The sequence below is a fragment of the Streptomyces sp. NPDC111507 genome (genome assembly GCF_055638955.1).
In genome coordinates this window covers 991,896-1,006,498 of the sequence record NZ_JBVKBU010000001.1, presented here as the reverse complement: position 1 = coordinate 1,006,498, position 14,603 = coordinate 991,896, and the positions used below count along the sequence as shown (strand labels likewise).

Annotated in this window: 13 protein-coding genes; 5 read left to right on the top strand and 8 right to left on the bottom strand. The window is 71.9% G+C overall.

Annotated features, from left to right (window positions below; all coding sequences use genetic code 11):
* Window positions 1-37 precede the first annotated feature (37 nt).
* Window positions 38-733, top strand: coding sequence for a tellurite resistance TerB family protein (locus tag ACZ7M2_RS04520; protein ID WP_403688176.1), 696 nt, complete (start codon window positions 38-40; stop codon window positions 731-733).
* A 97-nt stretch (window positions 734-830) separates the two neighbouring features.
* The gene (locus ACZ7M2_RS04515) at window positions 831-2,015 is read left to right on the top strand and encodes a sialidase family protein (protein WP_471594520.1); all 1,185 of its coding nucleotides are present in this window, start codon (window positions 831-833) and stop codon (window positions 2,013-2,015) included.
* Here ACZ7M2_RS04515 and ACZ7M2_RS04510 read toward each other — a convergent pair.
* The 5 genes from ACZ7M2_RS04510 to ACZ7M2_RS04490 are packed head-to-tail and all read right to left on the bottom strand — an operon-like array spanning window position 2,012 to window position 8,579.
* A complete protein-coding gene (locus ACZ7M2_RS04510) occupies window positions 2,012-2,947 on the bottom strand; it encodes a dihydrodipicolinate synthase family protein (protein WP_471594092.1) in 936 nt (311 codons plus the stop codon). The genes ACZ7M2_RS04515 and ACZ7M2_RS04510 overlap by 4 nt on opposite strands.
* A 19-nt stretch (window positions 2,948-2,966) precedes the next feature.
* A complete protein-coding gene (locus tag ACZ7M2_RS04505; protein ID WP_471594091.1) occupies window positions 2,967-4,013 on the bottom strand; it encodes an oligopeptide/dipeptide ABC transporter ATP-binding protein in 1,047 nt (348 codons plus the stop codon).
* Window positions 4,010-5,989: a dipeptide/oligopeptide/nickel ABC transporter permease/ATP-binding protein gene (locus ACZ7M2_RS04500; RefSeq protein WP_471594090.1), complete on the bottom strand. Its 1,980-nt coding sequence runs from the start codon at window positions 5,987-5,989 to the stop codon at window positions 4,010-4,012. The genes ACZ7M2_RS04505 and ACZ7M2_RS04500 overlap by 4 nt, the downstream gene beginning before the upstream one ends.
* Entirely contained in the window at window positions 5,986-6,945 is a 960-nt protein-coding gene (locus ACZ7M2_RS04495; protein ID WP_352046147.1) for an ABC transporter permease, read from the bottom strand. Before ACZ7M2_RS04495 ends, ACZ7M2_RS04500 begins: the two co-directional genes overlap by 4 nt.
* A gap of 5 nt (window positions 6,946-6,950) precedes the next feature.
* Window positions 6,951-8,579, bottom strand: a complete 1,629-nt coding sequence (locus tag ACZ7M2_RS04490) for an ABC transporter substrate-binding protein (RefSeq protein WP_471594089.1) — start codon at window positions 8,577-8,579, stop codon at window positions 6,951-6,953.
* 210 nt (window positions 8,580-8,789) lie between these two features.
* Here ACZ7M2_RS04490 and ACZ7M2_RS04485 point away from each other — a divergent pair, with 210 nt between their 5' ends.
* Window positions 8,790-9,539, top strand: coding sequence for a FadR/GntR family transcriptional regulator (locus tag ACZ7M2_RS04485; protein ID WP_403688165.1), 750 nt, complete (start codon window positions 8,790-8,792; stop codon window positions 9,537-9,539).
* 29 nt (window positions 9,540-9,568) lie between these two features.
* Here the strand turns inward: ACZ7M2_RS04485 and ACZ7M2_RS04480 are convergent, their stop codons facing one another.
* The 3 genes from ACZ7M2_RS04480 to ACZ7M2_RS04470 form a co-directional block, all read right to left on the bottom strand.
* Entirely contained in the window at window positions 9,569-10,690 is a 1,122-nt protein-coding gene (locus ACZ7M2_RS04480; RefSeq protein ID WP_471594088.1) for a hypothetical protein, read from the bottom strand.
* Between the two features lie 101 nt (window positions 10,691-10,791).
* Window positions 10,792-11,640 (bottom strand): ABC transporter permease, encoded by an 849-nt coding sequence (locus ACZ7M2_RS04475; RefSeq protein ID WP_471594087.1) that lies wholly within the window; start codon window positions 11,638-11,640, stop codon window positions 10,792-10,794.
* The gene (locus ACZ7M2_RS04470; protein WP_471594086.1) at window positions 11,637-12,551 is read right to left on the bottom strand and encodes an ABC transporter ATP-binding protein; all 915 of its coding nucleotides are present in this window, start codon (window positions 12,549-12,551) and stop codon (window positions 11,637-11,639) included. Before ACZ7M2_RS04470 ends, ACZ7M2_RS04475 begins: the two co-directional genes overlap by 4 nt.
* Before the next feature lie 133 nt (window positions 12,552-12,684).
* Here ACZ7M2_RS04470 and ACZ7M2_RS04465 point away from each other — a divergent pair, with 133 nt between their 5' ends.
* Together ACZ7M2_RS04465 and ACZ7M2_RS04460 are read left to right on the top strand one after the other, a co-directional pair.
* A complete protein-coding gene (locus ACZ7M2_RS04465) occupies window positions 12,685-13,941 on the top strand; it encodes a sensor histidine kinase (protein WP_471594085.1) in 1,257 nt (418 codons plus the stop codon).
* Window positions 13,941-14,603: a response regulator gene (locus ACZ7M2_RS04460; RefSeq protein WP_391398188.1), complete on the top strand. Its 663-nt coding sequence runs from the start codon at window positions 13,941-13,943 to the stop codon at window positions 14,601-14,603. The genes ACZ7M2_RS04465 and ACZ7M2_RS04460 overlap by 1 nt, the downstream gene beginning before the upstream one ends.

Sequence of the window (14,603 nt, the reverse complement as noted above, 5' to 3'; positions counted from 1 at the left end):
CGGCGATGTTGCCGCGGCCTGACGGAGGTGTGCGAGCGTGCTGCCAGGATGGGGACGAAACGGTCGTGCAGTGCAGATTTCCCGCATCCTAGGCACCCGTACCGCGTGGACCACCATGGGGGACGGCGAGTTCTTCTGCCCGGGCTGCGGGGGTGACCGCAACTACCAGCGGCTCACCGGCCGGCGCCGCTTCACCCTCCTCGGTGTACCGGTCCTGCCGCGCGGTGACACGGGGCCCGTCGTCGAGTGCGCCGCCTGTGGCCGCCACTACGGCGCGGACGTCCTCGACCACCCGACCACCACCCGCTTCTCGGCGATGCTCCGCGACGCCGTCCACACCGTCGCGCTCGCCGTGCTCGCCGCCGGCGGCACCTGCTCCCGTACGTCCCTGGAGACCGCGGCGACCGCGGTGCGCTCGGCAGGCTTCGACGACTGTACGGAGGACCAGCTCGGCGCCCTCGTCGAGGCGCTCGCCGCGGACACGGGCCGGATCTTCGGGGAGCCGTGCGGGGCGGGCCTCGCCATAGAGCTGCACGAGGCCCTGGATCCGCTGGCGCCGCACCTCGCCGCGACCGGACGCGAGTCGATCCTGCTCCAGGGCGCCCGGATCGCCCTGGCGGACGGCCCGTACACCCCCGCCGAACGGGACGTCCTCGCCACCGTGGGCGCGGCGCTCACGATCTGCGCCGACGACGTGACGCGACTGCTGGCGGCGGCACGCACGCCCTCGTAGCGAGGGGGCGGGAGTGACGGTCGGTGACTCGGGGTACGGTATGAGCGACACACCGTAACCAGGCCCTCGTGTTGCGCGGGGGAGAGCGGGGACCGCCCTGAGCCGCAGCCTCGTCGCCGCCCTGGCCGTCGGCCTCCTCGCCTCCGGCGCCGGCGTCGCATCCGCCGCCCCCGGCCCCCGTACCGACTGCGTCTCCTCCGTGCCGTACACCGCGGGCGAGGGCGGCTACGACACCTACCGCATCCCGGCGGTCGTCACCACCCGCGCGGGCACGGTGCTCGCCTTCGCCGAGGGGCGGCACGACGGCGCGGGCGACAGCGGTCACATCGACGTCGTCCTCAGACGCTCCTTCGACGGCGGCTGTACGTGGGGTTCGATGCGGGTCGTCACGGCGGGGGCCGGGGACACCCGGGGCAACCCGGCGCCCGTCGTGGACCCGCGCACCGGCCGGATCGTCCTGGTCACCTCCTACAACAGCGGCGCGGTGACCGAGGCGCGGATCATGCGGGGCGAGGTCACGGCGCGCCAGGGCCGCCGCGTCTTCGTCCAGACGAGCGGCGACGACGGCGTGCGCTTCTCCGCTCCCCGGGACATCACGGCGGAGGTGAAGCCGCCGGGCTGGCGCTGGTACGCGACGGGCCCCGGCCATGCGATCGCCCTGCGCCACGGCCCGCACGCCGGTCGTCTGGTCGTCCCCGCCAACCACTCCGCCGCCCCGCCCGCGGGCTCGACCGACACCGGCCGGGAGGCCAAGTACTACGGGGCGCACGCGATCTACTCCGACGACGGCGGCCGTACCTGGCACCTGGGCTTCACCGACCGCACCTACGACGGCCGGGTCGACGCCAACGAGAGCGGCGCGGCCGAACTCCCCGACGGACGCCTGTACTTCAGCGCCCGCGACGAGGGCGGCACCACTCCCGGCAACCGCCTGGACACCTACTCCAGCGACGGCGGCGAGACCCTGGACCGCCCCTACGCGATCCAGCCCACCCTGGACGACGTCCCCGTGGTCCAGGGCAGCGTCCTCCAGCTCCAGGGCGCCCACGCCCCCTTGCTCTTCTCGGCCCCCTCCGTACCCACCGCCCGCCGCGCGATGACCCTCTGGCGCAGCACGGACGACGGCGCCACGTTCACCAGGGCGACGACCCTCTCCTCCGCCCCGGCCGCCTACTCGGACCTGGTGGACCTCGGGCACGACCGGATCGGCATCCTGTACGAGACGGGCTCGGCACGGCCGTACGACAGGATCGAGTTCCGGCGTCTGCGCCGGCCGGCCTAGAGCAGGCCCGCCCCCGCCAGGTACTTCCCCACCCGTTCGACCTCCGCCTCCGACAGCGGCACCTGCGGCTCCGCCGTGGCCGGGCAGGCGATGACGCCGCGCAGGTGCAGTGCCGCCTTGAACGCCCCGAGCGCCGACGAACCCCCGCCCATCCGGGCCGGGTCCCCCACCCCGACCATCCCGAACAGTCCGCACAGCCGCTCCTGTTCGGCCCGCGCCCGCTCCCAGTCACCCCTTCGACAGAACCGGTCGAGCCGTACGTACCCGTGCGGGTCGACGTTGGCGAGACCCGGCACGGCCCCGTCCGCCCCGAGGGCGAGCGCGGAGTCGACGACGAGTTCGGACCCGGTGAGAGTGGTGAAGACGGTGATGTCGGGGTGGGCGCGGGCGCCCGTGACGACGGCGCGGAAGGCGGCGAGGTCGCCGCTGGAGTCCTTGAGGCCGCTCAGCACACCCTCCGCGGCGAGGGACAGCACCAGCTCCGCGCCCAGCTTGGTGTGGACGGACACCGGGATGTCGTAGGCGAAGACGGGCACGGACGAACGGACGGCGACCAGGCGGAAGTGGCGCGCGATCTCCGCCGGGTGGGTGCGGGCGTAGAAGGGTGCGGTCGCCACGATCGCGTCCGCGCCCGCCGCCGTCACATATGCCACATGGTCCAGCACCCTCGGCGTGGTCATGTCGATCACCCCGGCCAGCACGGGGAGCCGGCCGGCCGCACGGGCGACCACCGTCTCCACGACCAGCCGCCGCTGGGCGTCCGTCAGGAACGCCGCCTCCGAGGACGAACCAAGGACGAAGAGGCCGTCGACGCCTCCGTCCACGAGGTGGTCCACGAGCCTGATGAGCGAGGGGACGTCCACCTCGCGGTCCGGTGTCAGGGGCGTGCAGACGGGCGGAACGACACCGGTCAGCGGGGCGGGGATCGGCATGAAGGCTCCCTCGGGACGATCAAGGCTGCTGGGCGGGGATGTCGGCCACGGCGGGCGCCGCGGACACGGCCTGGGCCACCAGGTCGCGCGTCGACTGGTCCTCCTCCACAGGATGGTGGCACCGGAAGCGGTGGTCCGGCGTCGACGCGGCCGTGAAGTCCGGCATCACGCTCACGCACGCCCCGTCGGCCTTCCAGCAGCGGGTGCGGAACGGGCAGCCGGTCGGCGGGTGCGTGGCCGAGGGCACCGGGCCCACCAGCGGGATCGGGTCGATCGGGTCCAGGAGGCCGGGCGTGGCGGAGAAGAGGGCCCGGGTGTACGGGTGCCGGGCGCGGTCGGTGACCCGGGCGGCCGGGGACTCCTCCACGATCCGGCCGAGGTACATCGTGATCACCCGGTCGCTCATCCTCCGTACCGTCTGGATGTCGTGCGAGACGAAGACCAGGGCCAGGTCCAGGCGCTCCTTCAGGTCCAGCAGGAGGTTGAGGATCTGGGCGCGGACCGAGACGTCCAGCGCGCTCGTCGGCTCGTCCGCCACCACCAGGTCCGGGTCCAGGGCCAGGGCACGCGCGATGGCCACCCGCTGGCGCTGGCCGCCGGACAGCTGACCGGGCAGGGCGTCCGCCAGGGCGCGGGGGAGGCCCACCAGGGACATCAGCTCCCGCACCCGGTCGTCCCGTTCCCGTGCCGTGCCGCGCCGGTGCACGTCGAGGGGGTCCCGCAGGATCCGGCGTACGGGCAGGCGGCGGTTCAGGGCCGTCGACGGGTCCTGGAAGACCATGCCCGTGCTGCCGCCGACGGACGCTCGTCGCTCGGCGGGCCGCATCGACCACAGGTCACGGTCGCGGAAGCGCACGGTGCCGGACGTCGGCCGCTGGACGCCCACCAGCACCTTCGCCAGCGTCGACTTCCCGCACCCGGACTCGCCGACGACGCCTACCGTCTCGCCGGGCGCGATGGTGAGGTCGGCGCCGGTCAGGGCGTACACCCGGTCGCGGGTGAACAGGCCGCCGGAGCGGGCCCTGTGGACGACATGGGCGTCGGAGAGGGTGATGAGCGCGTTCACTGGACGGCCTCGCTCCGCGGGGTGATCAGATCGACCGCGGGGTGATGGCACGCGGCCGTGTGGGTCCGGGTGCCCAGCAGGTCGGGCGCCGTCGTCCGGCACACCTCGCTCGCCAGCGGACAGCGGTCGGCGAACCGGCAGCCCGCCGGGAAGTCCGCGGGGGCGGGCACGACCCCCTTGATCTGCGTCATCCGTTCGGCCGCCGACTCCAGGGACAGGACGCTGCCGAGCAGGCCGCGCGTGTAGTGGTGGGCCGGCGCCTCCACCAGGTCCGCCGTCACGCCCGTCTCCACGATCTGACCGCCGTACATCACCACCACCCGGTCCGTGACGTCCGCGACGAGGGCCAGGTCGTGCGAGACGAGGATCAGCGCGAAGCCCAGCTCCTCCCGCAGCTTCAGCAGCAGGGTGATGATCTGCGCCTGGACCGTCACGTCCAGGGCCGTGGTCGGTTCGTCCGCCACGATCAGTTTCGGGCCCCGGGACAGGGCCATCGCGATCAGGACACGCTGGCGCTGGCCGCCGGAGAGCTCGTGGGGGTAGCTGCGCAGGGTGCGTTCGGGGTCGAGACCGACCAGAGCGAGCAGCTCCGCGGGGGTCTGTCTGCCGCCCCGGCGCACCAGCTGCTTCAGCTGCGCCCTGATCGTCATCGCCGGGTTCAGGGACGACAGCGCGTCCTGGTAGACCATCGCCATCTCGTGGCCCAGCAGACGGCGTCGTACGCGCATCGGCTCGCCCACCAACTGACGGTGATCGAACCGGACATGGCCGCGGACCCGGGCCCCCTTCGGTTCCAGGCCCATCACCGCGAGCGCCGTCAGCGACTTGCCGCAGCCCGACTCGCCGACCAGGCCCAGGACCTCACCGGGGTGCACGTCGAAGCCGATGCCGTCGACGATGTCCACCCCGCCGTGCCGGGCGTCGAAGCCGATGGCGAGGTTCTCCACGGAGAGGACGGGCCGGCCGGTGGGCAGGGGGCGGGCCCGGGAGCGCAGGCGGGCGGCGGCCTCCGTCAGACCGGGCAGTTCGAGGACTTCTCCGCTGCCGGGTTCGGGCGTCTCCAGCCGGTCACCGGCGGTCGCCGTCGCCGCCACCTCCCGTGCCGCGGGCGCCGCCCACGCGTCCGAGACGCCCTCGGAGAGGATGTTCAGCGACAGTACGGTGATCAGCATCAGCAGACCCGGGAAGACCGTCGCCCACCAACCGCCGGTCAGCACCATGTTCTTGCCGTCCGCGATGACGCTGCCCCAGGACGGGTCGGGCGGCCGGACGCCCGCGCCGATGAAGGACAGCGAGGCCTCGAAGACGATGGCCTCGGCGACCTGGACCGTGCAGAACACCAGCACGGGGGCGGCGCAGTTGACGGCCACGTGGCGCAGCACGATGTGCGGGGTGCGGGCGCCGATCACCCGTTCCGCCGTCACATAGTCCTCGCCGTACTGGTCGAGGACGTTCGCGCGGACGACCCTGGCCACCGACGGGGTGAACAGGAACGCGATCGCGCAGATCAGCACCGTGATGCCGCCGCCGAAGACGGCGACCAGGACGGCGGCCAGCGCGATGCCGGGGAACGCCATCACGACGTCCAGGCAGCGCATCAGCGTCTCGTCGACGGCTCCCCGTGAGGTCGCGGCGATCGCGCCGAGGAGCGCGCCGACGACGAGGGCGAGCGCGGTGGCGCCCAGGCCGATCGCGAGGGACCAGCGGGCGCCGTACATCAGCCGGCTCAGGATGTCCCGGCCGAGGCTGTCCTGCCCCATCCAGTGACTGCCGGAAGGGGCGCCGGTGCCGTCGACCTGCGGTTGCTGGTCGAGCGGGTCGTGCGGGGAGAGCAGGGGCGCGAACACGGCCAGCAGGACCACGAGGGTGAGGAAGCCGAGGGCGATCCGGGAGAGGACGGGCAGGCGTCGCAGTCGGATGCCGGGCCGGGCGAGGCCCTCGGTGAGACGTCGGCGGGAGAGCGGGGGGATCGTCACGTGGCATCCCTCAGTCGCGGATTGACCAGCAGATACAGGATGTCGATGGCGAGGTTCACGACCACGAACCCGGTGGCCGTGGTCAGGACGACGCCTTGGACGACCGCCGGGTCGCCGTTCTTCACGGCGTCGATCATCAGCTTGCCCATGCCGGGGAGCGAGAAGATCGTCTCGATGACGACCGCGCCGCCGAGCAGATAGCCGACGCGCAGGCCGAGCACGGTCAGCGGGTTGATCAGCGCGTTGCGGAGCACATTGCGGCCGACCACGACCACCGGCGGCAGTCCGCTGCCGATCGCCGTCCGGACGTAGTCCTTGTCCAGTTCCTCGACCACGGCCGTGCGCACGATCCGGGTGAGCTGGGCGGCGACCGGGAGGGAGAGCGCGAAGGCGGGGAGCGTCATCGTCTTCAGCCAGCCGCTCAGCGAGTCACCGGGGTTGATGTATCCGCCGGTCGGGAACCAGCCGCGGTCCACGGCCAGGTACTGGATCATCAGCAGCGCCAGCCAGAAGCCGGGCGCCGCGACCCCGGTCAGCGACACGACCCGGATGACCTGGTCGGGCAGCCGGTCGCGGTGGATCGCGGCGGTGACCCCGCCGAGCAGCGCGAGCACCACCGCGATGGCGAGGCCGAGGAAGGTGAGCTGGAGGGTGAGCGGCAGTGCGGTGGTGACCTGGTCGACGACCGGCGCCCGGGTCAGCGCGCTGGTGCCCAGGTCGCCGTGGAGCAGATCGCCGATGAAGTGGACGTATCGCACCGGGAGAGGGTCGAGCAGGCCGTTCTGCTGCCGGAAGTCGTGCAGTTGCTGTGGAGTGGGGTTGGCGCCCTGGAAGAACGCGGACGCCGGGTCGACGTCCGAGAACCGCATCACCAGGAACACGAACAACACGATGCCGAGCATCAGCGGTACGAGCAGGGCGACCCGGCGGGCCAGGATGCGGACGATGGCCGTCATCTACGTCAGGCCCACTTGGCCTGGAGGAGGTTGACGCCCGGATAGGGCTGGGCCCTGATCCCCGTGAGCTTCCTGGGGTCCCAGGCCGTCATCAGCTCGTTGTGCACGACCGGGTAGAGCACGGCCTGTTCGGCGACGACGTCGATGTAGTCCTGGATCATCGTCTTCTTCTTGTCGGCGTCCGGCTCCCGCGTCGCCTGGTCCATGTCCTTGAAGAGCTGCTTCGCGACCGGGTCGCCCGCCCACCGGGCGTACTGCATCCACAGGTTCTCGGGGCCGTAGTTGTAGTGCATGATCAGATCGGCGTCCAGGCCGAACTGGTTGGGGTTCGAGGCGGCGGCCACCACCTGGTAGTCCTGCTTCTGGTCCATCTTCGTGAAGACGGCCGTCGTCTCCTGCGGCGAGAGCGTGGTCTCGACGCCGATCGCGTCCCAGGACGCCTTGACGGTCGGCAGGCAGTCGACGATCCAGCTGACGTTCACGGACAGGATCTCGATCTTCAGCCCGGAGACCCCGGCGGCCTTCAGGAGTTGCTTGGCCTTCTGCGGGTCGTAGCCGTACACGGTCTTCGCCGGCCGGTAGACCGGGTTCCCCTCGTTGAGGAACGAGCTCGACGGCTTGCCGTGTCCGTGGAGGGCGACCTCGACCATCTTGCCGGTGTCGATGGCGTAGTGCAGGGCCTGGCGCACGCGGACGTCGTCGAAGGGCTTGTGCCGGGTGTTGAACATCAGGAACAGGTTGTTCATCCCCGCGCCGCCTTCGACGGTCATGCCGCCCTTCCTCAGCTGCTCGATGTTGGCGTACGGGATGTTGTCGGCGATCTGGGCCCCGGCGCTCGCGCCCGAGATCTTCGCGACGCGCGGCGCCGCGTCCACGATGGTCAGCCAGTTCATCTTCTTGAAGGCCGGCCTGCGCGGGCCGTTGTAGGCGGCGAACGCCTCGAAGGTGGTGTTCGACTTGGGGTGGTGGGCGGTCTGCCGGTACGGCCCCGAGCCCACCGCCTTCCCCTTGATCGCGTCGTCCCAGGCACCCGGCTGGGAGAAGACGTGCTTGGGCATGATCTTGGCGAGGGTGAGCCGCGCGATGCCTTCCGGGAAGGGGAACTTCAGCACCAGTTCGACGTTCGACGCGTCGATCTTCCGGACCTCCTTCAGCCAGCTCACGAAGAAGCCCTTGCCGAGGGTCTGCGTCTTCGGGTCGAGGATCCGGTCGAAGACGAAGACCACGTCGTCGGCGGTGACGGGCTTTCCGTCGTGGAAGGTGGCCCCGGCCCGCAATGTGAACTTCCAGGACGTGCCGCTGAGATCGCCCGGCACCTGGGTCGCGAGCGCCGCGTACGGCTCGCGCGAGATCGGGTCCGTGTCCAGCAGCCCCTCGTAGATGTGGTTGTTGGCCGCCATGGCGAAGGCGGACGCGGTCTGCGTCGGGTCCCAGCTGCCGTCGTTCCCGTAGCCGATGACGGCGGTGAGCGTCGCGTCCTTGCCGCCCTTCCCGCCGCCGGTGTCATTGGTGGACTGCGGCCCGGACGAACAGGCCGCCAGCGAGGAGGAGAGGGCCGCGGCCGCGCCGAGGGCGCCGGAGTACTTCAGGAAACGTCGGCGGTGCAGCGCCGAGTGGTCGGTCACGTCGCGCACGGTTCCTCCAGGGAGAGGCGGGAGATACGACGTCCTACGTCATGGTGGGCAGCGTGACCATAAGAGGGCCCGTGAGGGCGGTCAAGGGATCGCACACGAATGGCGTATCTTCCAGAGGTGCGACCAATGAAGCCGTGAAACCTGGGTAGTTGGTGCTGAATCCACCCGGAGGTGGGACGTCGGATGTCCAGTGAGCGTACGATGCGGCGCATGTCTGAGGAGACCGGGAACCGGCGCGGGCCCGAGCGCAGGTCCGAGCGCCGGGTGAGCAGTCAGATCCAGCGCGAGGTCATGCAGCTGATCCTCGACCGCAGGCTCCAGGCGGGCGCCCCGCTGCCCACCGAGACCGAGCTGATGCAGGACCTCGGCGTCAGCCGCAACTCCGTCCGCGAGGCCCTCAAGGCCCTGCAGGCCCTCGACATAGTCGACATCCGGCACGGCTACGGCACCTACGTGGGCGAGGCCTCCCTGACCCCCTTCGTGGACGGCCTCACCTTCCGCACGCTCGCCCAGCCCGACGACAAGAACGAGACCGGGGCGCTGGCGGAGATCCTCCAGGTACGGGAGGTGCTGGAGGAGGGGCTGATACGCCGGGTCGCGGCCGTGCTCACCGAGCCGGAGCTCGACCGCCTCGAAGCCGTTGTGGCCGAGATGGAGGAGACGGGCCGCTCAGGGCGCCCCTTCCCGGAACTCGACCGCGAGTTCCACGAGTTGCTGTACGCCTCGCTCGGCAACGCGCTCGTGCCCCAGCTCCTGGGCGCCTTCTGGACCGTCTTCAGCCGAGTCGCCGGCATACGCGGCTGGACCGACGACCCGTCCCCCGAAATGACCGTCCGCCGCCACCGCGACATCGTCACCGCCCTGCGCGCCCGCGACGTGGAGGCCGCCCAACGCGCGATGGCCGACCACTTCCGCGGCATCGAGGCGAGGGCGGCCCAGGAGTCCAGGGGAGTGGGCTGAACCGGCCCACCCCCGCAACCGGACCGGCGCTAGACGCCGCCCAGGCGCCACACCTGGAGTTCCTTCGTGTCCTCGGCGATCGTGTACCAGCTGCCGTCGCCCAGTGTGTTGGGCACGCCGGATATCGGGAAGGGGTAGGTGACCTCGCCGAGCAGCCGCATGTCCCGCACGTCGACCAGCCAGTGCCGTCCCTCCCCGTACTCCTCGTCGGCCTCGGTGGTGCCCGCGATGACGGTGTGTTCGTCGAGGAAGCCGCCGTAGTAGTCCCAGTGCACCTCGGGCTCGTCGTTGTCCGGGTGCAGTGCGGGGTGATCGGGTACGACCTCCTCCGCGTCCAGCTCCGACACCACCGAGCCGTCCTCGACCCGGTGCAGGGACAGGAGTTCCTGATAGTGGGTCACGGTCAGGAAGTGCTCACCCGACGGGCTCACGGCGAGCAGGCACCGGTCGTCGTCGATCCGTTCGACGGAGAGCCGCTCGCCGTCCCAGCGGCCCCACAGCAGCGGCGCCCCGTCCTGCCCCTCGCCGACGCTCAGCCCCATCTGCCCGGGATCCGGGTGCGACACGTGCCCCGAACCGGCGGCCACGGTCTGGGTGTCCGCCTGCCCGAGGACCGTCCCGTCGGTGGCGTCCAGCACCAGCCACTCCTCGATCACGTCCGGGTCCCCGCCGCCCGCCGCGAGCGGCCCGCGCACATGGGCCCACACGAGCTTGCCGTCCGCGGAGAAGACCACCGAGCCGCTGTCGGCGTCCCTGTGCCCGCGGCCGACCGTGCTCTCGCCGCTCTCGCCGTATTCCTCGAACGAGGCGTGCATCTCCTGGCAGCTCCCCTCCCAGCAGCCGTGCCGCACCTCCCACACGGTGGCGCCCCGCCGGTCCACCGCCCGCACCGCGTGCACGCCCGCGAAGACGGCGACGTCCAGCCCCGGTGACACGGTGCACGTCCCGAAGCGGCGCGGCCACGGCAACGGGAAGCGGGCCACCGACGCCTCACCCGCGAGCGCCGCGGCCAGGTCGTACGCGGCCAGCTGGGTGTCGTCGCTCTGGAGGATCAGCGTCCGGCCGGGCAGGCACCGCTCTCCTGGGAAGCCGGCCGTGGCCGACTCCAGCGGGCCTGCGAGCGTGGTGACGAGACGGGCGCTCGCGGACATGGTTCCTCCAGTGCGCGTGATGCCGTGCGGCGTTGTGTGCGTTGGGTGCACAGTACGGCCGCCCACTGACAACTCCGTACGCGCCCGTCCCATGCGACCTCTCACACGTCCCGGCGGTCCACCGCCACCACGACGATCACCGCCGACACCACCGCCCACGCCCCCAGCACCGCCCAACTGCCCATCACCGTCGCCCCGTAGCGCGGAAGCCGGGTGAAGGGGTCGTGGCCGTAGGCGACGTCGGTCAGCCGCGTCCAGGCGTTGACGGGCATGGCGTGCCGCACGGTGGCCGTCCAGCGGTAGCGGTCGGTGATGAAGCTGGGGACGAGGAGCAGGACGGCGGTGACGGCGACCATCGTGCTCGCGCTGTGCCGGATCAGGGCCCCCAAGGCCATGCCCGCCAACGCGCAGACCGGGGCGAGCAGCGCGGAGGCGACGACCACGCGCAGGGCGCCGACGTGGGTGATCGACACGGCGGCGTCACGGGTGGTCAGGATCGCCTGCGTCGAGGCGAAGGAGGCACTCGCGACGAACGCGCCGTACAGCGTCATGACCGCCGTCACCATCACGACCTTCGCCGCCATCAGGGCACGCCGGTCCGGGACGGCCGCGAGGGTCGTGCGGATCAGGCCCGTCGAGTACTCCCCGACGACCGTGATCGCGCCGATGCTCGCCGCCGCGAGGATCAGGATCAGTGCCGACCCGTCGGTGAAGGCGTCACGCAAGGCCAACTCCCAGGCGAGGGAGCGCATGTGGGGGGCGTAGTTCGGATAGTCGTGCGCGTGCACCCGTGCCGCGTTGGCGTTGAAGCCGATGACGGCGAGGGCGCCCGCGCCGAGCGCCCAGTAGGTCGAGCGCAGGGAACGGAGTTTGATCCACTCGGCGGCGAGGAGATCGGTGAACCGCGCGGCGGGGTGCGGGGGAGCGGGGGTGAGGGCGAGAGCGGTCATCGGGCGTCTCCGGCGAGGAACTCGGTGCTGTCGGCGGTCAGTTCCATGAAGGCGGCCTCCAGGGACGCGGCCTGCGGGGTCAGTTCCTCGAGCAGGATCCGGCGGTGGAAGGCGAGTTCACCGATGCGGGCCGCGCTCAGGCCCGTCACCTTGAGGGTCCGGTCGTCGTACGGCGCCACCGCCGCGCCCTCCTCGGACAGCACAGCCGTGAGCTTCGTGAGGTCCGGCGTCCGCACGGTCACCGTCGGCCGGGTGCCGCGCGCCGCGAACGCGGTCACGCTCTCCGCGGCGATCAGCTCACCCCGTCCGATGACGATCAGCTCGTCGGCGGTGTGCTCCATCTCGGACATCAGATGGCTGGAGACGAAGACGGTACGGCCCTCGGCCGCGAGCCTGCGAAAGAGCTCCCGCACCCACAACACCCCTTCGGGATCGAGCCCGTTGAGGGGTTCGTCGAAGAGCAGCACCGGAGGTTCGCCGAGCAGCGCGGTGGCGATGCCGAGCCGCTGCCGCATGCCCAGCGAGAACCCGTCGACCCTGCGCCGTGCCGCGGCCCCCGCGAGCCCCACCTCCTCCAGCACCTCGTCCACCCGGCTCCGGGGGATGCGATTGCTCCGCGCCAGCGCCTCCAGATGGGCCCGCGCGCTGCGCCCGCCGTGCACATCGCCCGCGTCGAGCAGCGCGCCCACGTGCCGCAGCCCGCGCGGATGACGCCGGAACGGCTGCCCGTCGATCGTCGCGCTCCCGCCGGTCGGCCCGATCAGCCCGAGCAGCATGCGCAGCGTCGTCGTCTTGCCCGCGCCGTTCGGGCCGAGGAACCCGGTGACGTGCCCCGGGCGCACCTGGAACGTCAGATTCCGTACGGCGGTGGTGTCGCCGTACCGTTTGGTCAGTTCGTTGACTTCGATCACACCGACCACCGTCTCCTCGGCGCCCCGCGCGCGGTATCGCCCCGTGGCCGACACTCTCACCCGCCGGTGTCGACCAGGGGTGTACGTCCCCGGACCGATGCCCGTCCACGGCCCCCGTGCCTACGATCGCCGCATGCATGCCATGCCGCTCCCGCCCCGCCTCAAGCTCGTGCCGCCCGGTGCCTGGGTGGCCCTGGCCTGGTGCGCGAGCACGGCGTTCACCATCCTCGCCCGCGTACGGCTCCCCGGTGAGGAGACGGCCAACGAGTTCACCGCCGTCCAGTTCTACCGCTGGGACGGCCTGCTGGTCCTGACCATCGCCTGCGCCCTGGCGCTGCTCGGCAGCAGGTGGGTGCGCCGACGGCCGCTGAGGGCCCTCGCCCTGCTCCTGACGGCCGCCGCCTTCCTCACCACCAACCTGGCCGTGGGAGCGATCCAGCTGGCCCAGTTCCTCGCCGTCGACCTCGCCCTCTACTTCATCGCGGCCGGCCGGCCCCGCCGCACCGGAGTCACCGCCCTGTGCATGGCGCTCGCCGTCCTGGTGGTCTGGGAGACCGTACGGCTGCTGCGCGGATGGGGCATCGGCACGCTGGAAGAGTTGACCGTGGCGCTGACGGCCGTCGTCGCCTGGCTCCTCGGCGACGCCTCCCACCGCACCCGCGAGTACGGCGAGACGCTCCGCGCCCGGGCCGCCACCCAGGCGGTCACCGACGAACGCCTGCGCATCGCCCGCGAGATGCACGACATGGTCGCCCACAGCATCGGCATCATCGCCCTCCAGGCCGGGGCGGCGGCCCGCGTCGTCCACACCCAGCCGGGTGCCGCGCGCGAGGCGATGACGGCGGTGGAGACGGCCGGACGGGAGACCCTGGCGGGGCTGCGCCGGATGCTGGTCGCCCTGCGCCAGGCGGACCAGGACCAGGACCGGGACCGGGACCGGGACCGGGACCAGGACCGGGCCGCCGCCGGGGGCGACCGGTTGCACCCGGCCGAGGGTCTCGCCGACCTCGACCGCCTGGCCGCCGCGACAACGGCGGCGGGCGTCCAGGTCGACGTCCGCTGGAAGGGCGCGCGCCGCCAACTCCCCCCGGACATCGACCTCTCCGCCTTCCGGATCGTCCAGGAGTCGATCACGAACGTCGTACGCCACGCGGCGACGACCGCCTGCCGGGTGACGGTCGACTACCTGGAGGAGCACGTGGCCGTCGAGGTCACCGACGACGGCCGGGGCCGGGGCAGCACCACCGACACCGGCTTCGGCCTGGTCGGGATGCGCGAGCGCGTGGCCCTGCTGCACGGCGAGTTCACGGCGGGCCCCCGTCCCGAGGGCGGCTTCCGGGTGACGGCCCGCCTGCCGGTCCCGGCGCCCGCGGCGACGGTGGCCGCGTGATGCCGATCCGTGTCGTCCTCGCCGACGACCAGCAGCTGATTCGCACGGCCCTGCGGATGGTCATCGCCGACATCGAGGACGTGGAGGTGGTGGGGGAGGCCGCGGACGGCGAGGAGGCGGTGACCCGCACCGAGGAACTCCGGCCCGACGTCGTGGTGATGGACATCCGCATGCCCGGCGTGGACGGCATCGAGGCGACCCGCCGGATCACGACGGGTGCGGGCGAGTCGAGGATCGTCGTCCTGACCACCTTCGACGACGACGACTACGTGTACGGGGCGCTGCGCGCGGGCGCGTCGGGGTTCCTGGTCAAGGACATGGCCCTGGACGACATCATCGGCGCCATACGGGTCGTGGCGGCCGGCGACGCCCTCATCGCCCCCAGTGTCACCCGCCGCCTGATCCAGGACTTCACCTCCGCCCGCTCCTCCGAGCCGGCGCGTCCACGCCGCGACCTGACCGCGATCACGGACCGCGAGCGCGAGGTCCTCACCCTGGTCGGCACGGGTCTGTCCAACACCGAGATAGCCGAACGGCTCTTCATCAGCGTCGCCACGGCGAAGACGTACCTGACCCGCCTGCTGTCCAAGCTGGACGCACGGGACCGGGTCCAGCTGGTCATCATCGCGTATGAGGCGGGGCTGGTGTCCGTGACCCGGTGA